Here is a 20,148-nt window from a genome sequence, read left to right as displayed (position 1 = left end):
TACCCCCGGCGCCGCATGCCGCCGGTGGACTATTCGACCAGTTCGACGTCCACTGCGTCTTTGAGGATTTGAACCCGCAAGGGGATCACGGCGTCGTAGCTCTTGATTTCGGCCGCGATCTTCTTCGAGAACACTTCCTCTACCAGGACAGGCATGTCCTTCACGCCCGACAGGTAGCGCTTGGCTGCGAAGTCAAACTCTGACCTGTTGTTCTTGATCCGGGTATTGAGGGCCTTGGCCTCGTCGGCAATCTTCAGCAATTCCTCATCGGAGGCGTTGCGTGCGGTTGCTTCATTCGTCTTCTGGACCAACTGGTCCTTGAGCTGGACAAACTCGTTGTAATTCTCTTCAGACTTTGCCGTCACCTCGGCGTTCGATTCGAGCTGCCCCACCCGGTTATCGAAGGTGCGGGCAAATTCGACATAGGCGACGTTCTTGGATTGCTTGAGCTGGTCCGCGGCTTCCCTGCAGGGGGCCGCGGCCTGTCCGAGCAGGGTTTGGCGCTCCCGAAGGGTGGCGGCCTTGGAACCGACAAACAGGCCGTTGCAGCCTGCACCGTCGGCCCTGAAGAGGCCTTCAAACTGTGGGTATGACTCCACCAGGCCTTCCATATGGTCGATGAAGCCTTCATACGAGTCTTCGAGTTGCCCGATGGCGACGCCGATCCCGTCTGCACGGGACTCGTGGGCCGACTGCACTTTCTGCAGTGCGGACCGGGCCTCATCTGCGGCTTTCTGGAACTCGCCCCGTTCCTTCTGGGAGTTCTTCTCGGCCTCTTCCTGTGAGGCGGGGGCGTTCCGTGCCTTCTTGTAGGCAGCGAGGTATTCATTGGCTGCCGGCTGAAGCTTGGCCCGTGAGTCCACCAGCGCAGTGAGCTGGCCTTCCTTCAACAGTTGCAGGCTTTCCTTGCGTTGCTGCCCGGAGATTTGGGTCACGGTCACAACGGCGGCCGCGGCAATCACCAACAGGACAACAACGCTGGAGATCAGGATGAGGGCCAGCTTGCGCTTCCTGGGCGCGGGCTGCTGCGAGGGGTTGGGCTGTTCCGCGGGGCCTTCGTGTTGCGTGGGGCCGGGTTCAATCGTCATGGCCTATTCCCCGTCCTTGCCTGCAGCATCAAACTGGTCCGTGCGCTTCTTGAGAGCACTTTCAAAGGTCTTGTTCGAGTCGTTGGCGTCGGCGACCAGCTGGTTGTACTTCACTTTCACGGCACTTTCGTACTTCGTTTCCGTCGTCGACAGGGCCTCATTGATGTCCAGCATTGCCAGGGCGGCCAGCGTCCGTTTGGCCAGGCGCTCAAAGTCGTCCTTGGCATCGAGGACTTCCTGTTGCTTATCCCGCTGCCCGCGGATAATGCCTTCCACTGAGGTCAGCAACTCGGTGGTTTCGGCGTCGGTATTGTCTTTGGCAGTGACAACTGCGGCGAGGCAAGCATCAGCACCCTTGACGTAGTCTTCGGAATACGTCTCGGCGCCGACATTCAACGTTGAATGCAGCGGCGCGCAGGGACCGCCAATGGACTGGGTGATGTTTGATGTGTTGACCAACAATTGGTCGTTGTAGGAAATCACCGCACCGTAGTGCTCCTTGAAGCGGTTGAAGGCGTCGCTGACTTCCTGTTCCTTCACAGTCGGCGAGGAACCCATTCGATCCAGCCGGTCCAGATTTATCCGTGACTCACTTTTCAGGCGGCCACCATCCTGGTTGAGGACCTGGTCCTTTACCTGCTGTTCCGCATTCTCGGACATCACGCTTGAGTAGCGGACCGAAAACTGGTTGAACAGTGGATCGTAGAGGTTCATTGAGTTGTCCAGTATGACGCGTTCCTTGTCCAAACGGACCACATCTGCGCGCTGGAGGCCTGCTGGGCGGGAGAGGGCAAACCACGTGCCGAGTCCTCCAGCCAGAACAGCGATGACGACCACCGCGACGACGATGACAGTACGCCGGGACTTTCTGCGGCCTGGTTGGGCTGCTGAATCCAAAGTCTCTTCCCCCATTTTGTTGAGTCTCCTAGACGTCGTGCTGTAGCCGTTTCACAAAAAGCTTGGTCCGTTCCTGCCGGGGTGCGCGCAGCACCTCGGCAGCGGGACCCCGTTCCACCACTACGCCGCCGTCCATGAAGATGACCTCGTCCGCCACGTGCTGGGCGAAAGCAAGTTCATGGGTCACGATCACCATGGTCCAGCCCTCTTCAGCGAGTTCCTTGATGACGCCCAGGACCTCTCCCACCAATTCAGGGTCCAGTGCCGACGTAGGCTCGTCGAACAGGAGCAACTGGGGCTTGAGGGCCAGGGCCCTGACAATTCCCACACGCTGCTGCTGTCCGCCGGAAAGCTCAAAAGGGTACGCGTCGCGCTTGTCGGCAAGACCAACCCGTTCAAGAAGGCGTTCGGCTTCGGCGATGGCTTCGGCACGCGGCCGCTTCTGGACCTGGACGGGGCCCTCAATGATGTTCTTCAGCACCGTCATGTGCGGGAACAGGTTGTAGTGCTGGAAGACCATGGCGCTCCGGTCCCGCAGCGCGGCGATTTCCTTCTTGCCAACTTTGGCGTCGAAGTCGATGGCGAGCCCGCCTGAGGCATCGCTGTCGCCGAAGGTGACCGTGCCGCCGTCGGGAATTTCCAGGCCGTTGAGAGAGCGCAGGATGGTGGTCTTGCCCGAGCCTGAGGGCCCGATCAGGGCCACCACCTGACCGCGGCGGATATCGATGTCGATGTCCCGCAGCACCACGTTGCTTCCGAACGCCTTGGCGAGGTTCCTCGCTTTCAGGACCGACGTGGCGCGCGGCTCCGGAATGGATTCGTTAGTGGGCGACATAGCGGTCCAATCTCTTTTCCACGGCGGACTGCGCGGTGGAAAGGACCAGGCAGATGACCCAGTAGACCAGGGCTGCCTGCAGGTAGAGGATCAGGAACTCGTTGCTGAACGCCGCGATTTGCTGGGCGTTGCGGAAGAGTTCGGTGACCAGGATCAATGATGCGAGGGACGTGTCCTTCACCAGCGAAATGAAGGTGTTGGACAACGGCGGTACTGACACCCTTGCAGCTTGGGGGAGGATGATGCGGACCAGGGCCTGCGGGCGCGACATGCCGATGGTGTGGCCGGCTTCCCACTGGCCCTTGGGCACGGACAGGATGGCGGCGCGGATGATCTCGGCCGCGTAGCCGCCCACGTTCAGGGAGAACGCGATGATGGCGCTGGGCCAGGGATCCAGCCGTACCCCGATGCTGGGGAGCCCGAAGAAGATCACGAAGAGCTGCACCAGCAGGGGAGTGCCGCGGATGACCGATACGTAAAAGCGGCCCAGGCCCGAGAGGATCCAGTTGGGGCTCAGCCGCAACAGGGCAACCACCAATGCCAAAACCAGCCCGAAGGCGAACGAGGCGAGGGTCAGGGGAATGGTGCCCGTGACGGCGCCTGTGATGATCGGCCCGAAGGAACTCCAGATGAGGTCCCAGTTCATTTACTTGGTGACATCTGCGCCGAAGTACTTATCCGAGATCTTCGCGAGGGTGCCATCGGCCCGGAGATCGGCCAGGGCTTTGTCCACCGCTGCCGTGAGCTCAGTGGACCCCTTGCGGAAGACGAACGCACTCTCGGTCTTCTCCGGCGCTTCGGCCGCGACCTTCAGTCCGGAGTCCGGAGTGTTCTTGGCGTAGTCCAAGTAGGTGAGTTTGTCGTTCACGGTGGCATCCACGCGTCCTTGTTGCACCAAGGTGGCGGACTGTGCCCAGCCTTCCACCGCCTGGACGTTGGCGCCGGCTTCAACGGCCATCTTGTAGAAGTTGCTGGTCAGTGACTGTGCAGTGGTTTTTCCCTTGAGGTCGGCGAAGCTGTTGATGCTGGTGTTGTCCGACTTGGTCACCACCACTCCGGTGGAGATGGTGTAGGGCGTGGAGAAGTCGTATTTGGCCTTGCGCTCATCATTGATGGAAATCTGGTTGGCGATGGTGTCAAAGCGCTTGGAGTCCAGTCCGGCGAAGATGCCATCGAACTGTGTTTCCTGGAAGGAGGCCTTCACCCCGAGTTTCCCGGCCACAGCCTGGGCGATCTCGACGTCGAATCCGGTCAGTTCGCCTGCACCGTCAGCGTGGAAGCTGAAGGGACGGTACGTGCCTTCGGTGGCGATCACCAGTTCGCCTTTGGACTTCACATCGGACAGGGACGTGTCGCCGCCCGACTGCGCGGGCGCGGACCCGCCACCGCACGCAGCAAGTGCAAGGGCGGCCGAGGCCAGCGTAGCTGCGAGGACAGAGCGGCGGGTGCGAAGGCTGTTCATGGAGCCATCTTAGTCACGGACGGAACCGGGCCCGGGTGGGGCGTGCGGGCGTCCGCCAAAGTACCGTTAAAAAGGCTGAGTGGGGGCGGTCCCCAACAGCCCGCCACCACTCATCCCCCCAATTGTGTTCACGTGGGCGCCACATCCACCGGAAACCCGTTCTCTGATTCCGGTGTCAGGCTGCAACCGCGTTCACACATTCATGATTGTGCCACGATCTAATGGTTTTGTGAAAGTCTTACGCTGAGAGACGTCGTTTTCGGCGCGAATAGGCTTTCGAGAACCAGATCCCGGCCAGGCCGATGGCCGTTGCCAGCACTGCGGAGTAGTTGATCAGCGAACGCAACCACAGGTGGACCAAGGGGATCAGGGGGAAGAGCTGGGAGATCAACAGCAAGGCCAGTCCGACGAAGAGCAGGGCAGAGGCGCCCCTCAGCAAAACAGGGTAGCGGCCAACGATGGTCCGCCAGATCGCAGGCAATAGACAAGCCGACACATAGCCGGGATAGAAGCGCCCCAGTGCCGCGTATGCCTCCATTGAGGGTCCCCACGTCAGCCCCGTCATGCCCACGGTGGAACCGCGTGTGTCCGTGATGACGAAGAAGAAAATGGTCAGCGCCACCGTGAATCCCAGGACGGTCAGACCCCAGGGGCCGCGTATGGCGCGGACGGCTGACTGCGAGCCGAACCCCATGGCGATCTTGATGCCCATGAGCAGGAACGTTCCGTAGAGCAGGAACCGCAGGATCAGGTTAGTGACGTTGATTCCGCCCAAGAGTGCGTCGATGGCAAGGTAGGGCCCCTCGATGCTGAGGAGGATGTCCAGGGTGATCAACGCGAAGATGTAGAAAACCACCCGGTTCTCACCCTGGATCAGACTCGGGATCCGCGCAATCGTAATTGCCAGGCAAACAACCAGCGTCACCCAAGGCAGGACAGCCGTCATCCGAGGTTCTCCCATATTCGTTCAGTACGTTCGTGGTCTTGTTCCTGGCGGCGCAGTGTCTTGCCGAGTGCCAGGAGCCGTTCGCCGGCCAGGGTTACCAGTTCGCTTTGGGACATTTTGTCCAGCGCCTCCTGGCGGGCATTGGGTGGCCATCCGGCCTCGGCTTCGGTGATGAGCCCGCCCGCAACAAGTCCTCCGGCCGGTCCTACTCCTGCTGCGCGGGAGGTGGCGATGGCGAGTTCGGGTGGAAGCCTGTTGGCCGTCAAGTGTGCCGAGAAGTTCTGCGGGGCGATCCCGGTGGTGTCGCTGACCCGGTGGCGTAACTCGCCGTCGTCGATCGCGTCCACCCAGTTCCGCACCGACGTAGGGTGCGGTGGTTCGGAAAGGTGACCAGCGGGGGCGGAGCCTGGTTCGCTTCGGTCCACTACCGCGCGCAGCAGATCGATGGTGGCGATCTGGCTCACGAGTTCGCAGCCCGTGGGCGGGACAGGGGCGCCGCGGAGTTCAGAGTAAAGATCAAAGGTGGACAGAGCTTCCACGGGGCTCACATGGAAGCCGCGGCTGATACTCACCAAAGTGGACTCGGCGACCTTGCCGCGGACCAACTGCTGGGCCAATGTTGTCCGCTTGATGCCGGCGATCCTGCAGACGTCAGCTGTACTGGCATCGGGCGCAACGCCGTGAAGCCAGCGCTGGAACGCCTTGGACTGTAAGGGCATGTAGAACTTTCCGGGACGGGTCGCGGGGCAGGACAAGAGTAGGCCGCAAGTGGGAGTACGAATCGATTTTACGCCGACGCCACATTGAATTATGCTTGATGCTTGAACCCGTTGGTCCGTACACCCCCCAAGTCCGGACCAACGGGTTTTTCCATGCCTGCGGGAATCGCGGCCTGAATTCCTGCGTTTTCCCTGCTGGAGGATACACACATGACAGCAACTTTGGTGGCCAAGGATCTTGCCGGTGGCCACGGCCATCGAACACTTTTTTCCGAGCTTTCCCTGACGGTGGCTCCCGGCGACGTTGTCGGCGTCGTCGGCGCGAACGGTGCCGGCAAATCCACACTGCTGCGCATCCTTGCCGGTGTGGACCAGCCCCAGGCGGGCAGCGTCAGCCTGGCTCCGTCGGATGCTTTTGTTGGCTGGCTGCCGCAGGAGCACGAGCGAACTGCCGGTGAAACAATCGAGGCGTACATCGCCAGGCGCACCGGCTGTGCCCAGGCAACAACAGAGATGGAAACCACCGCTGAGGCCCTCGGCTCCGGGGCTCCCGGAGCCGATGATGCCTACTCCTTGGCCTTCGACCGGTGGATGGCATCCGGGGCGGCAGACCTGGAGGACCGTATCCCGGCCGTGCTGGCCGACCTCGGGCTGGAGCTTGGCGCAGAGGTCCTCATGACCGGACTTTCCGGCGGACAGGCCGCGCGGGTGGCATTGGCTGCTTTGCTGCTCGGCCGCTTCGACGTAGTCCTCCTCGACGAACCCACCAACGATCTTGACCTCGACGGACTGGCCAGGCTTGAGGCCTTCGTCCAGGGTCTTCGTGGCGGTGTTGTCCTGGTATCCCACGACCGTGAATTCCTGGCCCGCTGCGTCACTACCGTGGTGGAACTGGACCTCGCCCAGAATTCCGTGGCCGTATATGACGGGGGCTACGAGGCCTTCCTCGAAGAGCGTGCCGTGGCAAAGCGGCACGCCCGTGAGCGCTACGAAGAGTTCGCCAATACCAAGGCAGACCTCGTATCCCGCGCGCGCACCCAGCGGGAGTGGAGCTCCCAAGGCGTCCGGAACGCCATGAAGAAGAACCCGGACAACGACAAGATCCGTCGTGCCGCGAGCAGCGAATCGTCAGAGAAGCAGGCCCAGAAGGTCCGCCAGATGGAGTCCCGCATTGCCCGGCTCACAGAGGTGGAAGAACCTCGCAAGGAATGGCAGCTGCAGTTCAGCATCGGCCAGGCACCCCGCTCGAGTGCCGTCGTCGCCACCTTGCGCGACGTCGTTGCCCGGCAGGGTGACTTCACGCTGGGACCGGTGAACCTGCAACTCAATGGCGGCGAGCGCATCGGCATCACTGGACCCAACGGCGCCGGCAAATCGACGCTCCTGCGCCTGCTGCTGGGAACGCAGGAACCGGACGACGGCGATGCCTCGATGGGCGCCTCCGTAGCCATCGGCGAAATCGACCAGGCGCGTGGACTGCTCGACGGCGGGCGGCCGCTTGGCGACGCTGTCGAGGCCGTGTTGGTGGACTGGAACGGTGCGGACGTCCGCACGCTCCTTGCCAAGTTCGGCCTGAAGGCAGACCACACCGCGCGGACAGTGGATTCGTTGTCCCCGGGGGAGCGAACGCGTGCTGCCTTGGCCCTGCTGCAGGCCCGTGGCGTGAACCTGTTGGTGCTGGACGAGCCCACCAACCATTTGGATCTCCCTGCGATCGAGCAGCTTGAAGAGGCGCTGGAAAGTTACGAGGGCGCGCTCCTGTTGGTCACTCATGACCGACGGCTGCTGGAAAACGTCCGTCTTGATTCGCGCTGGCACCTCGAAAACGGCCAAGTCCAGGAACTTCACCACATCCCAAGCCAGGAGAAGTAATCATGAGCATGGACCGCGTGGCGTGGAGCTCGCTGTACAACATCACCACAGCCAAGAGCGGATCGAAGCCGTTCTCCAAGGAAACACTCAAGCGCGTCCTGGCTTTTGCTGCCCCGCACAAGGCCAAGCTCATTGCCTTTGTCATCGCTTCCATTGCCGGCGCCTTCCTGGCTGTTGCTACGCCAGTGCTTGCCGGTCAGGTGGTTGACGCCATCATCGCCAACGCCGGTGTTGGAACGGTGATTTGGCTCGCCGTCCTGATTGCCATCGTTGCAGTGGGCGAGGCCGGTGTCGGACTGCTGACGCGCTGGCTTTCTTCCATCATCGGCGAGGGCGTCATCGTTGACCTCCGGACCCGGGTTTTTGACCATGTGCAACGAATGCCCATCGCTTTCTTCACAAGGACCCGCACAGGTGCACTGGTCAGCCGCCTGAACAATGACGTCATCGGGGCGCAGTCCGCCTTCGCCGGCACGCTGTCCGGAGTGGTCAGCAACGTGGTGGCTTTGGCCCTGACGCTTGCGGTCATGCTGAACACCTCTTGGCTGGTTACTGTTCTGGCCATGGTCCTGCTGCCGATCTTCCTGATTCCCGCCCGCCGGATGGGCTCCAAGCTGGCCGACCTTCGCCGCGAGGCTGCGGCAAACAATGCGGCCATGGGTACGCAGATGACCGAGCGTTTCTCCGCGCCGGGAGCCACCCTGGTGAAGCTGTTTGGGCGGCCTGATGAGGAATCCCGTGAGTTCGCTGCCCGTGCCGGCCGCGTCCGGGACATCGGAATCCGGACCGCCATGCTGCAGTTCACTTTCGTCACGGCGCTGACCTTGGTGTCGGCGTTGGCTCTTGCCCTGGTCTACGGCCTGGGCGGCTGGTTGGCGTTGGGCGGACAGTTGGCGCCAGGCGATGTGGTGGTCCTGGCACTGCTCCTGACCCGCCTCTATGCTCCGTTGACTGCCCTGTCCAACGCCCGCGTGGAAATCATGAGTGCCTTGGTCAGCTTTGAGCGTGTCTTCGAAGTCCTGGACCTGCAGCCTCTGATCACCCAGAAGCCGGATGCCGTGGAAGTTCCGGCCGGACCGGTGGCCGTGGAGTTCGACGACGTCCGCTTCTCCTACCCTTCCGCCGATAAAGTGTCCCTTGCCTCCTTGGAAGAGGTAGCAACCCTGGACACCCGCGGTGGCGAGGAAGTCCTGCACGGGGTCAGCTTCAGGGTGGAACCCGGCCAGACCGTGGCATTGGTGGGCTCCTCCGGTGCAGGCAAGTCCACTGTGGCGCAGTTGCTGTCCCGTTTGTACGACGTCGACTCAGGCGCCGTGCGCCTTGGCGGGCAAAAGCCCGGAACCGGCGTGGATGTCCGCGATCTGGGTTTCGATTCCCTGCGGGACACGATGGGCATGGTGACCCAGGACGGCCACCTGTTCCACGAAACCATCGCGTCCAACCTGCGCCTCGCCCGTCCGGATGCCACCGAAGACGACATGTGGGATGTACTCCGGCGGGCACGCCTGGAACCGATGATCCGGTCATTGCCTGACGGCTTGGAAACGGTAGTGGGGGAGCGCGGCTACCGGCTCTCCGGCGGTGAACGCCAACGCCTCACCATTGCCCGCCTCCTGATCAAGCAGCCGCGTGTTGTGATCCTCGATGAAGCCACCGCGGCCTTGGATTCCACCAACGAAGCCGCCGTGCAGGCGGCCTTGGGTGAGGCGCTCAAGGGGCGTACCGCCGTCGTGATTGCGCACCGGCTGTCCACCATCCGTGCGGCGGACGCCATTTTGGTGGTTGAGGACGGCATGATCGTGGAACGCGGCACGCACACCGAACTGCTTGCGGCCGACGGACGGTACGCCGAGCTGTATCAAACCCAATTCGCCGAAGCCACAGCGGTGGCCCAGGAAGCCGTCCCGGAGCTCTAGCTATTTCAGCAGCGGGATGACGTGGTCCGTCAGCAGGGGCGCAAGGTCCGTGGGCAACGGCCCGTTCAGGTCCAGCCAACGAATCTCGGCGATCTCCGCGGAAGGGTGCGCCTCCCAGGTTCCGGGAGCCGTGAAGACTGTGGCCTCAATGTTCGTCGCTGCTTCATTGGCAGCCACTGCAAGCCAGACACCAAGGGGCTGGAGCCGGTCCGCTGCTACTTCGATGCCGACTTCTTCATGCAGTTCCCGCGAAGCTGCTTCAGCCGCTGTTTCGCCGGGCTCGGGCTTGCCGCCCGGGTGCATGAACTTCTCCGTCCCGCGCTTGCGTACTGTGAGCAGGTGGCCTTCGTCGTTGTAGACGCAGACGGCGCTGACAACGATGAGGTCCGTTGCAGTCACAGTTGCCTCCCGGCGTTGAGTCTTGCCAGGTGCGATTCCAGGAGCAAATCCTTGGCGGGCCCATGGACATCCCACGTAAAGCTGAACGAATCCGGGCCCTCATAGACGTAGTTGACGCGGTAATCGTCGGGATCGCACCAGTGCTTGTCCTGGTTGCCCAGCTCAGAGAAGCTCATGATGTGGAAGGGCCTGCCGTCGGGAAAGAACACATCCATCGAATCCGGGGCGGCGCCTGGTTTGAGGACATACTCGCGGAAAGCCGGGCCGGAATGGGTAGGCCAGTGCATGGTGCCGTCTTCGCGGTAGTCCAGACCGCCGTCGGGGTTCAGCGCATAGCGCACGACGCCGGTAAAAGTACCGCGGGTGCCGGAGGCCCGGTCCAGGAGTGTCCGCTCCACACTCCAGCTGCCGGCCAAGTAGGCCTGCAAGTCCTGGGTGGGTTCCTGGTGGTTCAAGTGCCCTCGATTGGAATCGAACCAACGACACCGGCTTTAGGAGAGCCGTGCTCTATCCACTGAGCTACGAGGGCCTGTGTGTCCATGGCTCTGAATCCCACTGCTGGAGCTCGAGGGCCCGGACACGACTACAAGCATACAAGCTGCCGGGGCGCTGCCCGAACACCGCTAGGCTGGCGAGCATGAAAGGGCACTCGACTGCACCGGCGCCGGCCGGATCGTTCCTCCCCAACCTCCGCAGCGTCAGGGCAAACATTGGCGGTTGGGCGCAGCTGAGCGTCGTCCAGTACTTTGTTGCCGAAGCCGCCGTGATCCAGGCCTGGGCAGGTCCGGAGCCTTACAGCAGGGCCACCGGCTACATCAGTGACCTTGGAGCCGTGTCTTGTGGTGTGTACGAGGACAGGGCCGTCTGCTCGCCCTTGCACTTGCTGATGAACGCCTCGTTTGTGGTCCAAGGACTGGGCCTGATCCTGGGGGCACTCTTCCTGACCGCCGGGCTCTTGTGTGTTGCTGCCCGGCCTGGTGTTGCTGCCCGGCCTGGTGTTGCTGCCCGGCGTTTTCGGTCCGTTGCAGCTGATTCCGCTCCAGCCCGCTTGCTGACCGTGCCGTGGATACTGGCTGTCGCAATCCGCATCCTGACTGGAGCCGCCGGCGTCGGGACGGTCATTGTTGGCCTGGTGCCTGAAGACCTCGACTCGCCATGGCATTTTGCGGGTGCCTTGATGTTCTTCATAGGGGGAGGTTTTGCGCTGCTCCTGCTCGGCATCCTGTGGTTTCGACAGACTCCGGTCAGCTGGTTCCTTGCCCTGTGCGGCCTGGTTTGCATCGGTGCGCTCATCACTGGCGGGGTCACCGGGATGGAAGTGCCCCTGCCCGGCCTCTTGGAGCGGCTGATGGGGTACCCGGTGACTATCGGGTTGGCCGCAGCCGGCCTGGTGATCGCCCAGCGGGTGCACACGGAACGCAAGGCAGCACGGTTGGGCTGAGGGCAGGCTGTGATGCACGCAAAAGCGAACAACTGGTGCGCCGGTCCGTGGCGGGGTCTATTCTGTCGCTATGACGACGGCGGCTGGTCCGCGCGGCACTGACCGCGGGCTTCTGCCCGACCTCGCCGGGAGACGCGAGCTGGTTGGGGGATGGGCAGCGATCACGCCCATCCACTACTTCATTGTGGAAGCCGTCGCGATAGCTGCGTGGCTGGGCAGTCCCGGCTATGAACGGCGGGCGCACGTCATCAGCGATCTCGGCGCGGCCCACTGCGGACCCTTCAATGGGTACGAAGTCTGCTCCCCGCTCAATTGGCTGATGAATGTCTCGTTCGTGCTTCAGGGCGTAGCCATGATTCTGGGCGCCGTATTGGTGAATACGGCTGTGTTGTCCATCGCAGCCGAGCCGGGTGCGCGGGTCATCACTCCCCGGATGGCCTCGGAATCCCAAAGGACGGCCGAGTCTTTTCCCTGGATCGCGGCGGGCGCGGTGCGGGCCCTGATCTTCGTGGCGGGCATAGGCCAGGCAATGGTTGGCCTGGTTCCCGAAGACACTGACCTGGCGCTGCATCTGGTCGGTGCGGGCATGTATTTCATCGCCGGCCCACTGTCCTTGGCGATCCTGGGCGTCGTATGGCGCAGGCATACGCAGATGTCCTGGTTTGTCCTGGTGTGCGGCGCCGTGTCCCTGGGAACCACCATCTACATCCTTGCAGTGGGGCTGCGCGTGGAGGAACCGGGCGCGATCGAACGCACCATGGCCTATCCGATCATCATGGGGCTATCCATGGTGGGCCTGGTGGTGGCACGACGCGTGACCAAGCAGAGGAAAGCTGTCAGGGCTGCCGTGCGTTCTTCCGTCCCAGGAACACCGCAGCCACGCCGCACAGGAGGCTGATCAGGAACAGCACCCACGACGCAATGGTGAGCGAAGAGGCCAAAGCCACCGCACCGGCGTCGGGCGTGTCCGCGGAGAGCATCGAATCGATGGCGACATTGGACCACAGGTGGGCCACCGCGAACAGCAGCGGAGCAGCCCACATGGCCCAACGCCATGACTTCCGTGCCACATTCGTGCCGATCAGCAGGAGCCAGCTGAAACCGAAGATCAGCGGAAACAGCGTGCCGGCTGTCTTGTGGACGTAGTTCAGCTGGCCGCGCGCGGACTCGTCCATGGCATCGCGGAGCTGGGTTGCATAGTCCTGCGAGAAACCGCCGATCAGCGAGTCCGGCATCGCCAGGCCACCGGAGAGCTGCGTCATCTGGTTCAGGGTCAGCAGGTGCAGGTACCAGAACAGGAACAGGCTGGCCACGACTCCCGCGATCTCAATGAGCTTGGAGTTGCTCTGTGCCTTTTGCGGGGTGCGCTGGGTGGTGGTGTTGATCACGGGAGGCAACGTGTGATCGGGGACCACTGCCTTTGCTCCGTGCTTCTTGATGCGCTGCGCTGGTGTCTTGGCCATGTCATCCATTATCCCGCCACCTAAGCTGGAACCATGACCACCGGCAGGCACACCGCAACTGAACTCGATCCCTCACTCGACGACTACCAACTGGCAAGCGCGCTTGTCCGCGAAGCAGGCCAACTGGCGCTGCTCATGCGGATGGGCGGCCTGCAGGGCGAACGCAAGACGTCGGTGTCCGACGTCGTCACGGCAGCCGATCACGCTGCCGAGGCTTACGTCCTGGAACAGTTGCGGCGCTGCCGCCCCGAGGATGGCATCCTCGGGGAAGAAGGTGCATCGGTGGCCGGTACAAGCGGCCGGACCTGGGTGATCGACCCCGTGGACGGCACCTACAACTTCCTGCACGGCTCCACGTACTGGTGCTCCGCCATTGCCCTGAAACGGGACGTTTCAGACCGTGGAGGCAACGCGGTTGTGGACCCGCACGTACTGCTTGGCGCCATCTACCAGCCCGAATTGGACAAGCTCTGGCTTGGCGGCGAGGAACACCAGGCCACACTGAACGGAGAACCGATCTCCGGCTCCGGCGACCGCTCCGTGGGGGAAATCAGCGCAGCTACCTACATCCACCCCACCTGGCTGGCGGATCCCCGCACGGCCATGCCGTGGCACGCTGCCGCGATCACCGCGGCGTCCCTTCGTATGTTCGGCTCCGGCTCCTGCGACCTTGGCCGGGTTGCCGACGGAGAACTCGGCTGCTGGTTCCAGCACAGCTGCCCCGAATGGGACTGGCTCCCCGGTAAGGCGATTGTGCGTGCTGCAGGCGGGGACACCGCCGTCGTGAAGGTCAACGGACTTAACTGGTTCGTCGCTGGAGGCCCGACGGCGGTGCGCGAGTTGAGCGCCGCCCTCACCTCTGTTCCCCAATTTGCCTAGGTGCTGAAACCGGGTTAACCCCTTCGGGTACCCCTGCGAAGCTCCACTGTTTGCCCTTGTTATTTTGCACCGGGGGGCGTTTGCCCCCACGGTCTCAGCTGCAGGCCAGCCCTGTCCTGCAGCGTTCGCAAGGGGGAAGTACTTGAACAGCAAGAGCAAGCTGTGGCCCACAGCCGTCGGCGTTACCGCCGTCTCGGTTTTGGCCATCGGCCTCGTGGCCGCACCGGCAGCCAACGCAGCACCTACTGACGTGATTTCCGTCGGCAGTGGGCAGATCATCGATGGCTCAGTCCTGGCCATCCCGAACTTCGCCGGCCTCGCAGCCAACGGCGCAGCCAAGGCCGAGCAGATCGGCACACCGCCGTCCGGCCCGGCCATCATCGAAAACACCACCCCGCTGGATCTCAGCGCGGTCTTCGGCGTAGTCAACGTCGGCGCGGGCAACATCCCGCTCCTGCAGGACAACGGCATCATCCAGGTTGGTGCAGTCAGCCAGTACGGCAAGGCCGTCAACGACGGCTCCTCCGAAGCATTCTCAGGCACTGTCTCCGGAGCCCCGGGGCTGGTAACCCTGCCCGCCGGCCTTCCGACCTCGGGTGATCCGGCCATTCCGGCAGCCCGCATCTCGGCCGGTACCGCAGACATCCTTGGCGGCACCGACCTGGTCAATGTCCAGCTCGACATCACCACCCTCGCGGCAGCAGCCAAGAAGGACCAGGGTGCAGCGCCGCAGGGCGCCTACGCCCTTGCCGGTGTTTCGGCTGAGGTCGGCGGCACAGTTGTGGGAGGCGTTGCCGGCACCGTCAGCACCGCGATCAACACAGCCAACCTCGTCCTGACTCCGCTCGGCGTGACGGTTGCCAACCCGGTGGCCGGCGGCACCATCGCCATCACCGAAGCTGACCTCCTGGCCGCGGCAGGCGTCGCGGACCTGAATTCACTCGCGCCTGGAACGGATTTGGTTTCCTTCCTTCCGCAGGCTGTCGCCACGAAACTGACCTCCGTGGTCAGCAGCACGCTGGCGACTGCCACCGCCGCCGTGAATGGCCTTGGGCCAATCGCCCAGATCACCGCCGGACCCGCTCTGGCACTCCTGACCACGGCACTTAACGGTGTTGTCGCAGGCGTGGCAACCACCATCGTCACCCCGCTTGGTTCAGCCCTGACCGCTTTGGTTTCGGCCAAGGTCAACGTCCAGGAAACCGCACCGTCGGGCGCCTTCACCCAGCGCGCCCTGCAGGTCGGCATTGCCGGCGGCGCCATTGCCACCGTCAACCTCGCCAACGCAACTGTTGGTCCCAACCTTGACGCAGCGGCGATCCCGCTGGTCAACGCCGACACCATGGCCATCAGCGGTGGCGTGGCCCTCCTGGCACTGCTCACCTGGCTGTTCGTTCGCTCGCGCCGCCGGTCTGCGGTAGCTGCTGCCTGATCGCCTTGAGCGCATCAAGCATCAGCGAAAGGAGAACTCCTTATGTACGGCCATAACTGGACTGCAGGCGGCACAGCAGCCGGCGGTACCGCCCTCGCTGTCACCGGAGCCCCCACCCTTGGTTGGGTCATCCTGGTGGGTGTTGCCTTGCTGATCACCGGCTTCGTGGTCCTGCGTAACAGCAGGCTCAAGGCTGCGAAGCGGGATACGGGCCCTAACCCGTAGCACCACCGGCGGGACGGCTCCTGCAAGGGCCGTCCCGCCACCCTTAATCTTTCGAACAGGCCTCCCTTGGCCACGCCCCAAGCATGGGAAGTAAATGTCGGTACTCGAATCCGCGCAGGCGCTGGCTTTTGTGCTCCTGGTGGTTTTTCTGTCGTATATCCTCGTGATCCTGGTGCCGTTCCTGCGGCGCAAACCCGATCCCGAGGGCGATCCCGGCTCTTTCTCCTGGCATGTGTTCATTCCCTGCCGTGACGAGGAAGTGGTCATTGGGAAAACGCTGGAGCTGCTCCGTGCAAAGTTTCCAGAAGCCCATGTCTGGGTTGTGGACGATGACAGCGACGACGCCACCGCGGCCATTGTTGAAGCAGCTTCGGATCGCGACAGCATGATCCACCTCGTCCGCCGCCGGCGTCCGCTGGCCCGCACCGGCAAGGGGGACGCCCTCAACGCCGCCTACCGGACCCTGGACGGATGGCTGCCCACCGCCGTCGACCGTTCCTCGGTGATTGTCCTGGTAGTCGACGCCGATGGTCACCTTGCCGACAACGCCTTCCGGCAGGCCGCCGGTCCCCTCGCGTTCGGCGACGCAGAAGTGGGCGCCGCCCAAACCGCCGTCTGGATGTCCAACCTGGAGGACCCGGAGCTCAAGGGTGGCCAGGGGCTCCAACGCGTCAGGAAAGCCTTCGGCCGCTACCTGGTCCTGATGCAGGACATGGAATTCCGCACCACCATCGCAGCCATGCAGTCCCTCCGGCGCCACACACTGACTGTGGGGCTGGGCGGAAACGGGCAGTTCACCCGGCTGTCCGCCCTGGACGCCATCGCCAGGACGTCGGGACAACCGTGGCACGGCGCGCTCCTTGAAGACTACGAACTCGCCATCCACATCATGCTGGGCGGCTACAAGACCGTGTATATGCACGACACCCACGTGGCCCAGGAGGCCCTTCCGGATCTCCGCCGCCTCCTGACCCAGAGAACGCGCTGGTGCCACGGAGGCATGCAATGCAGCACCTATTTGAAGCGGATCTTCGAGTCGCCGTACTTCAGCAATGTTGGCGCGATCGAATCCAGCTACTTCCTGATCCAGCCGTTCATCCAGATTGTTGGCCTGGTCCTCTGGCCGACGCTGTTCGTCACCATGGTGGCCCAGGGTGCACTGACCATGGGCAGCTTCGCAGCTTGGATCTCCGCGGCCTGGTTCATCATTCCGTTGATCTTCGCCACCGGCGTGCTGCCCTTCGCCCTGTGGGGACTGGTGTACCGGCGACAGGTGACGCCGGAAAAGAACTTCATGCTGGGCGTGGTGTGGGGCCTTGGCTACTGGCTTTATATGTACCAAAACTACGTGACGGTCCTGCGGGCAACGTACCGTCTCATCACGGGCCGTCAGGGCTGGGCAAAAACCCGCCGCAACCATGAGTCCGACGTCAAACTCCTAGCGAAGGAAGCCTAGTGGCAATGAGCGCCGACATCAGCAACATCACCGTCCCCCGTGGACCGCGCGCCATACCCGTCCGGAAGGGCCGCGGCGGAGGCGTGATCGGGCTGGTCTTCATCGCAGCGGCCGTAGTGGCGATGCTCCAACAGGAAAGCATCCGGGCAGCCGAAGCCTGGCTCATGGCCACCGTTTTTGACGGGATCCTCGGCGGGGCGTCCTACAGTGTGGACGACATCATCTTCCACAACGTGGGCGGCGGCCAGCCCTACGCACTCATGGTCACTGGTCTCTGCTCCAGCGCAGTCCTCCTGACACCCATCGCCGCACTGGCCGGAGTCCTGTTCCTCATGGGCCGCATCCCGGTTGCGCGGCTCATGCCCGCTGCCATGACGGCCCTGGTCATCGTTTCTGTCAGCAACGCCATCCGATACTTCATGATCGCGGCGGCACAGCAGAGCTGGGGCCAGCAAGGTTTCGACCTCATGCACCACTTCTTTGGTTCCTTCGTGGTGATTCTGGGCTTCGTGGCCGCCATCATCGTCCTGGTGCGGGCCGCCGTCGTCCGTAAAGGCCGTGCCGTTCCGGGCCGCAGGGGCCGGCGTGCGTCGTAGGTTGCCACTGGTATTCGCCGCTGTTGCGCTCGCAGCCCTTGCCCTGTCCGGGTGTGCACCCACTGATGCCTCGACAGATTACGCAGGTAACGCCACCACGGTGTCGTTGGATAGCACCGCTGTGGGCCAATGCCATGTGATCAGCACCCCCGAGGAATACGCTGCAAGCAGTGACTCGCGTCCGGCCGTTGCGTGTTCCGGGCCGCACACCACTCAGACGTTCCTGGTTTCCACAGTCCCCGAGCCGTTGGCAGGCCAGTCCGAGCGCCCGCTCCACGAGCAATTGCAAAACCTCACCACTCGTCTCTGCCCGGCGGCAGAGCTGCGCAAGTACCTTGCCGGCAACGACCGCGACGCTACGGCGGGCATGGCCGTCACCGGTTTCTATCCGAGCCGGTCCGAGTGGGCTGCCGGGAGCCGGACTGTCCGCTGCGACGTCCTGCTGACCTCGCCCGACCAAGCTCCGCGGGAAACCACCATGGACCTGAAGGACGCGCTCGCGGGGCCGGATTCAGCACAGATCCGCCTTTGCTATGCCCAGGAAGTCAAGGACGGCGTGCTCAGCTCCGAAGGTTCGGATACCACCTGTTCCGAGCCCCACACCACCGAGGACGTCAGTGCTTGGTTCGGCCAGGACGCCTCGTTGCTCAGCCTCGCCGCACAGCAGGAACGGTGCCTGCCGTTTGTTCTTGACTTCCTGAAAGTGGACGTCCTGCCTACGGACGTGGAAGTTCGGCCAATTGTCAGGATCGACGGCGGTGCAAGGGCCGTGCGTTGCGGCGTGGCACCGCTGCAAGCCGGCCCGGAACCGTGGACGGGAACGCTTGCGCCCCTGGTTGGAACACTGAATGGGGGAGCGGCCAATGGTTGAGACCCAGACTGTAGAGCCGAAACCGGTCACACCGGAAGCGGAGGAGTTCGCTCCCACGCCTGTGCGGTCCGGCAAGAGCCCGCATTCCGGACCGCTTCGCAGGGTAGCGGGATATCTTGCCAGGCTCTTCGGACCGGGAGAGCTGGCGATTGGAGGAGTCCTCGTCCCGGCTGTCCTTGCCGGCGTGGTGTCCGCCGTCGCCATGTTGGTGAGGCTCTTCGTTCCATGGCCCGTAGGCATGGGGGACCAAGGAGACGGCCACGCGCTGGTCTGCTCACTTGGCGTAAGCAATGTCCGGCCCTGGGATTATGCCGACTTCACAAGATTCATGTACCCGAGTTGGACCCCGCACCAATTCGTCGGTGAGGCGTGCGGGGCTGTTGGCTCGGGTGAAGCTGTGTACTCGTCCCAACTGGCCTTCCTATGGTTGGGCAAGTTGATCACCCCGTTGTTTGGTTGGGGTCCCGGCCTGGATATGCGGGCCGTGGGGATTGTCTGCTGCCTCGTTTTCGGTTCGCTGATTGCTGCGCTGGTTGCTGTGCTGCCGGGACGCGCCAGCTTCCGGCTCTTGGTGGCCGCGCTGGTCACTGCAGTGATGGCTGACGGTGTCTTTGCTGATTTCTTCATTTCCCCCTATCCCGAACCGGCCGCTTTCCTGGGGACGCTGGCATTACTGGTGGCGCTGCTGCACTACTGGAACGGCAGTGGAAACCGCTGGTTGGCCATCCTGTGGGTAGTCGCGGCAGGTATTTTCACTGTCGCGGCCAAGCCCGAGATGGTCTCGTGGCTGCCCGTGCTCGCAGTGGCGTTGTTGTGGCTGCCGTACGTTCGTTCGCAACGTTCCGGCCGCAGGGCACCGGCGGCAGGCTGGTGGCGGCAGCGCATAGTGCCGCTGGCCGCGATTCTGGCAATCGTAGCCTTCGCGGTGGCATTCCTTGCCGCTCAGCCCAAGCGCACCAGTGACGTCAACCTCTACAACGCTGTCTTCGCCGAAATCCTGCCGTACAGTCCGGTTCCTGAAGATGATCTCAAGTGGCTGGGCTTGGACCCGGGTTTCCTCGCGGCAAGCGGAACCACTGTTGCGTCGCCGCGTTCAGCTGCGTTGAACCCCAAGTTCCACGAGTTCCAGGAGCAGGCCGGACCGGCAAAGCTCGTTGGGTTCTACCTCACGCACCCTGAACGGCTGATCGGTATGGGTGAACGGGGGATCACCGCCATGCTGACACCCGAACTTGGCTACATTGGTTCGTACATGGAGGGGCAGGGGCATGAACCTTTCGGCAAGGACCGCCGCTTCCCGGTGATCCTGGGCCTTTTCACCGCCATGAAAGCCGTGCCTGTGGCCTTGGTGGCCATGCAGTTGCTGACTCTGTTGCTGGGCTTTGCCGTTGCCTTCCGGAAGAAGGCAGCCGTGGGTCGCCTTGCGGTAGTTGTTGTGGTGGGCGGGTGGTTGCAGTTCTGGGTGGTCATGCTGGGATCGGGACAGCCCGAGATTTATCGACAACTGTTGCTTTCAGGGTTCCATGCTGCGCTGTGTGTGCCTTTGCTGGTGGCGTTGATCAGCATCCTGGCGTCCCAACCGCAAAAGCCGGTGCTTCAGCAACCGGAACCCGAGGGTGCCTCAACAGGCGACGCCGGAGCCACGACCTGA

The 20,148-nt window shown here is 63.1% G+C and carries 21 protein-coding genes and 1 tRNA gene; 11 read left to right on the top strand and 11 right to left on the bottom strand.

The genetic code is table 11. The annotated features are described in order from the left end of the window. Positions 1-29 precede the first annotated feature (29 nt). From GVL04_RS10185 to GVL04_RS10155, 7 genes are all read right to left on the bottom strand, one after another. Entirely contained in the window at positions 30-1,088 is a 1,059-nt protein-coding gene (locus tag GVL04_RS10185) for a hypothetical protein (protein WP_235036239.1), read from the bottom strand. Between the two features lie 3 nt (positions 1,089-1,091). After that, on the bottom strand, positions 1,092-2,000 hold the full coding sequence (locus tag GVL04_RS10180) for a hypothetical protein (protein WP_159703439.1): 909 nt from the start codon (positions 1,998-2,000) through the stop codon (positions 1,092-1,094). Positions 2,001-2,013: 13 nt separating this feature from the next. Further along, positions 2,014-2,820 carry an amino acid ABC transporter ATP-binding protein gene (locus tag GVL04_RS10175; RefSeq protein ID WP_159703437.1) on the bottom strand — a complete coding sequence of 269 codons (807 nt, stop codon included), beginning with the start codon at positions 2,818-2,820 and terminating at the stop codon, positions 2,014-2,016. Next, on the bottom strand, positions 2,807-3,466 hold the full coding sequence (locus GVL04_RS10170) for an amino acid ABC transporter permease (RefSeq protein WP_159703435.1): 660 nt from the start codon (positions 3,464-3,466) through the stop codon (positions 2,807-2,809). The genes GVL04_RS10175 and GVL04_RS10170 overlap by 14 nt, the downstream gene beginning before the upstream one ends. Beyond that, positions 3,467-4,282 (bottom strand): amino acid ABC transporter substrate-binding protein, encoded by an 816-nt coding sequence (locus tag GVL04_RS10165; RefSeq protein WP_159703433.1) that lies wholly within the window; start codon positions 4,280-4,282, stop codon positions 3,467-3,469. Positions 4,283-4,520: 238 nt separating this feature from the next. Further along, positions 4,521-5,228 (bottom strand): hypothetical protein, encoded by a 708-nt coding sequence (locus tag GVL04_RS10160; protein ID WP_159703431.1) that lies wholly within the window; start codon positions 5,226-5,228, stop codon positions 4,521-4,523. Next, positions 5,225-5,947 carry a hypothetical protein gene (locus tag GVL04_RS10155; protein ID WP_159703429.1) on the bottom strand — a complete coding sequence of 241 codons (723 nt, stop codon included), beginning with the start codon at positions 5,945-5,947 and terminating at the stop codon, positions 5,225-5,227. The genes GVL04_RS10160 and GVL04_RS10155 overlap by 4 nt, the downstream gene beginning before the upstream one ends. Before the next feature lie 210 nt (positions 5,948-6,157). Between GVL04_RS10155 and GVL04_RS10150 the strand changes: the two genes are divergently transcribed. Then, the gene (locus GVL04_RS10150) at positions 6,158-7,819 is read left to right on the top strand and encodes an ABC-F family ATP-binding cassette domain-containing protein (RefSeq protein WP_159703427.1); all 1,662 of its coding nucleotides are present in this window, start codon (positions 6,158-6,160) and stop codon (positions 7,817-7,819) included. 2 nt (positions 7,820-7,821) lie between these two features. Beyond that, on the top strand, positions 7,822-9,735 hold the full coding sequence (locus GVL04_RS10145) for an ABC transporter ATP-binding protein (RefSeq protein ID WP_159703425.1): 1,914 nt from the start codon (positions 7,822-7,824) through the stop codon (positions 9,733-9,735). Here GVL04_RS10145 and GVL04_RS10140 read toward each other — a convergent pair whose 3' ends face one another. From GVL04_RS10140 to GVL04_RS10130, 3 genes are all read right to left on the bottom strand, one after another. Next, a complete protein-coding gene (locus tag GVL04_RS10140) occupies positions 9,736-10,134 on the bottom strand; it encodes an NUDIX domain-containing protein (RefSeq protein WP_159703423.1) in 399 nt (132 codons plus the stop codon). It lies immediately after the preceding gene. Further along, complete coding sequence (locus GVL04_RS10135) at positions 10,131-10,589, bottom strand: DUF6314 family protein (RefSeq protein ID WP_159703420.1); 459 nt, start codon at positions 10,587-10,589, stop codon at positions 10,131-10,133. The genes GVL04_RS10140 and GVL04_RS10135 overlap by 4 nt, the downstream gene beginning before the upstream one ends. Position 10,590: 1 nt before the next feature. After that, positions 10,591-10,663, bottom strand: a tRNA-Arg gene (locus GVL04_RS10130). A 108-nt stretch (positions 10,664-10,771) separates the two neighbouring features. Between GVL04_RS10130 and GVL04_RS10125 the strand changes: the two genes are divergently transcribed. Both GVL04_RS10125 and GVL04_RS10120 read left to right on the top strand, forming a co-directional pair. After that, positions 10,772-11,575, top strand: a complete 804-nt coding sequence (locus GVL04_RS10125; protein WP_159703417.1) for a hypothetical protein — start codon at positions 10,772-10,774, stop codon at positions 11,573-11,575. Positions 11,576-11,645: 70 nt separating this feature from the next. Beyond that, positions 11,646-12,473, top strand: coding sequence for a DUF998 domain-containing protein (locus GVL04_RS10120; protein ID WP_159703415.1), 828 nt, complete (start codon positions 11,646-11,648; stop codon positions 12,471-12,473). Here the strand turns inward: GVL04_RS10120 and GVL04_RS10115 are convergent. Beyond that, complete coding sequence (locus GVL04_RS10115; protein WP_159703412.1) at positions 12,412-13,038, bottom strand: hypothetical protein; 627 nt, start codon at positions 13,036-13,038, stop codon at positions 12,412-12,414. The genes GVL04_RS10120 and GVL04_RS10115 overlap by 62 nt on opposite strands. Positions 13,039-13,071: 33 nt before the next feature. Here GVL04_RS10115 and GVL04_RS10110 point away from each other — a divergent pair, with 33 nt between their 5' ends. The 7 genes from GVL04_RS10110 (at position 13,072) to GVL04_RS10080 (ending at position 20,148) form a co-directional block, all read left to right on the top strand. After that, the gene (locus GVL04_RS10110) at positions 13,072-13,917 is read left to right on the top strand and encodes an inositol monophosphatase family protein (protein ID WP_159703409.1); all 846 of its coding nucleotides are present in this window, start codon (positions 13,072-13,074) and stop codon (positions 13,915-13,917) included. 142 nt (positions 13,918-14,059) lie between these two features. Beyond that, a complete protein-coding gene (locus GVL04_RS10105) occupies positions 14,060-15,349 on the top strand; it encodes a choice-of-anchor G family protein (protein ID WP_159703406.1) in 1,290 nt (429 codons plus the stop codon). A gap of 42 nt (positions 15,350-15,391) precedes the next feature. Then, the gene (locus GVL04_RS10100) at positions 15,392-15,574 is read left to right on the top strand and encodes a hypothetical protein (RefSeq protein ID WP_159703403.1); all 183 of its coding nucleotides are present in this window, start codon (positions 15,392-15,394) and stop codon (positions 15,572-15,574) included. Between the two features lie 94 nt (positions 15,575-15,668). After that, positions 15,669-17,030, top strand: a complete 1,362-nt coding sequence (locus GVL04_RS10095) for a glycosyltransferase family 2 protein (RefSeq protein ID WP_159703400.1) — start codon at positions 15,669-15,671, stop codon at positions 17,028-17,030. A gap of 5 nt (positions 17,031-17,035) precedes the next feature. Beyond that, the gene (gene xrtS, locus GVL04_RS10090; RefSeq protein ID WP_159703397.1) at positions 17,036-17,626 is read left to right on the top strand and encodes an exosortase S; all 591 of its coding nucleotides are present in this window, start codon (positions 17,036-17,038) and stop codon (positions 17,624-17,626) included. Continuing rightward, the gene (locus GVL04_RS10085; protein ID WP_159703394.1) at positions 17,616-18,497 is read left to right on the top strand and encodes a septum formation family protein; all 882 of its coding nucleotides are present in this window, start codon (positions 17,616-17,618) and stop codon (positions 18,495-18,497) included. The genes xrtS and GVL04_RS10085 overlap by 11 nt, the downstream gene beginning before the upstream one ends. Further along, on the top strand, positions 18,490-20,148 hold the full coding sequence (locus GVL04_RS10080; RefSeq protein ID WP_159703391.1) for a hypothetical protein: 1,659 nt from the start codon (positions 18,490-18,492) through the stop codon (positions 20,146-20,148). Before GVL04_RS10085 ends, GVL04_RS10080 begins: the two co-directional genes overlap by 8 nt.

The organism is Arthrobacter sp. 18067 (assembly GCF_902706295.1).
In the GTDB taxonomy this organism is placed as follows: domain Bacteria; phylum Actinomycetota; class Actinomycetes; order Actinomycetales; family Micrococcaceae; genus Arthrobacter.
The sequence above is the reverse complement of the archived record's forward strand: the minus strand, read 5'-3'. Positions and strand labels throughout refer to the sequence as shown.

Excerpts from the sequence above, each read along its gene's own strand:
- GVL04_RS10180 (WP_159703439.1), bottom strand. The coding sequence starts at position 2,000 with ATGGGGGAAGAGACTTTGGATTCAGCAGCCCAACCAGGCCGCAGAAAG.
- GVL04_RS10165 (WP_159703433.1), bottom strand. The coding sequence starts at position 4,282 with ATGAACAGCCTTCGCACCCGCCGCTCTGTCCTCGCAGCTACGCTGGCC.
- GVL04_RS10125 (WP_159703417.1), top strand. The coding sequence starts at position 10,772 with ATGAAAGGGCACTCGACTGCACCGGCGCCGGCCGGATCGTTCCTCCCC.
- GVL04_RS10155 (WP_159703429.1), bottom strand. The coding sequence starts at position 5,947 with ATGCCCTTACAGTCCAAGGCGTTCCAGCGCTGGCTTCACGGCGTTGCG.
- GVL04_RS10160 (WP_159703431.1), bottom strand. The coding sequence starts at position 5,228 with ATGACGGCTGTCCTGCCTTGGGTGACGCTGGTTGTTTGCCTGGCAATT.
- GVL04_RS10185 (WP_235036239.1), bottom strand. The coding sequence starts at position 1,088 with ATGACGATTGAACCCGGCCCCACGCAACACGAAGGCCCCGCGGAACAG.
- GVL04_RS10100 (WP_159703403.1), top strand. The coding sequence starts at position 15,392 with ATGTACGGCCATAACTGGACTGCAGGCGGCACAGCAGCCGGCGGTACC.
- xrtS (WP_159703397.1), top strand. The coding sequence starts at position 17,036 with ATGAGCGCCGACATCAGCAACATCACCGTCCCCCGTGGACCGCGCGCC.
- GVL04_RS10120 (WP_159703415.1), top strand. The coding sequence starts at position 11,646 with ATGACGACGGCGGCTGGTCCGCGCGGCACTGACCGCGGGCTTCTGCCC.
- GVL04_RS10110 (WP_159703409.1), top strand. The coding sequence starts at position 13,072 with ATGACCACCGGCAGGCACACCGCAACTGAACTCGATCCCTCACTCGAC.
- GVL04_RS10145 (WP_159703425.1), top strand. The coding sequence starts at position 7,822 with ATGAGCATGGACCGCGTGGCGTGGAGCTCGCTGTACAACATCACCACA.
- GVL04_RS10080 (WP_159703391.1), top strand. The coding sequence starts at position 18,490 with ATGGTTGAGACCCAGACTGTAGAGCCGAAACCGGTCACACCGGAAGCG.
- GVL04_RS10175 (WP_159703437.1), bottom strand. The coding sequence starts at position 2,820 with ATGTCGCCCACTAACGAATCCATTCCGGAGCCGCGCGCCACGTCGGTC.
- GVL04_RS10095 (WP_159703400.1), top strand. The coding sequence starts at position 15,669 with ATGTCGGTACTCGAATCCGCGCAGGCGCTGGCTTTTGTGCTCCTGGTG.
- GVL04_RS10115 (WP_159703412.1), bottom strand. The coding sequence starts at position 13,038 with ATGGCCAAGACACCAGCGCAGCGCATCAAGAAGCACGGAGCAAAGGCA.
- GVL04_RS10150 (WP_159703427.1), top strand. The coding sequence starts at position 6,158 with ATGACAGCAACTTTGGTGGCCAAGGATCTTGCCGGTGGCCACGGCCAT.
- GVL04_RS10170 (WP_159703435.1), bottom strand. The coding sequence starts at position 3,466 with ATGAACTGGGACCTCATCTGGAGTTCCTTCGGGCCGATCATCACAGGC.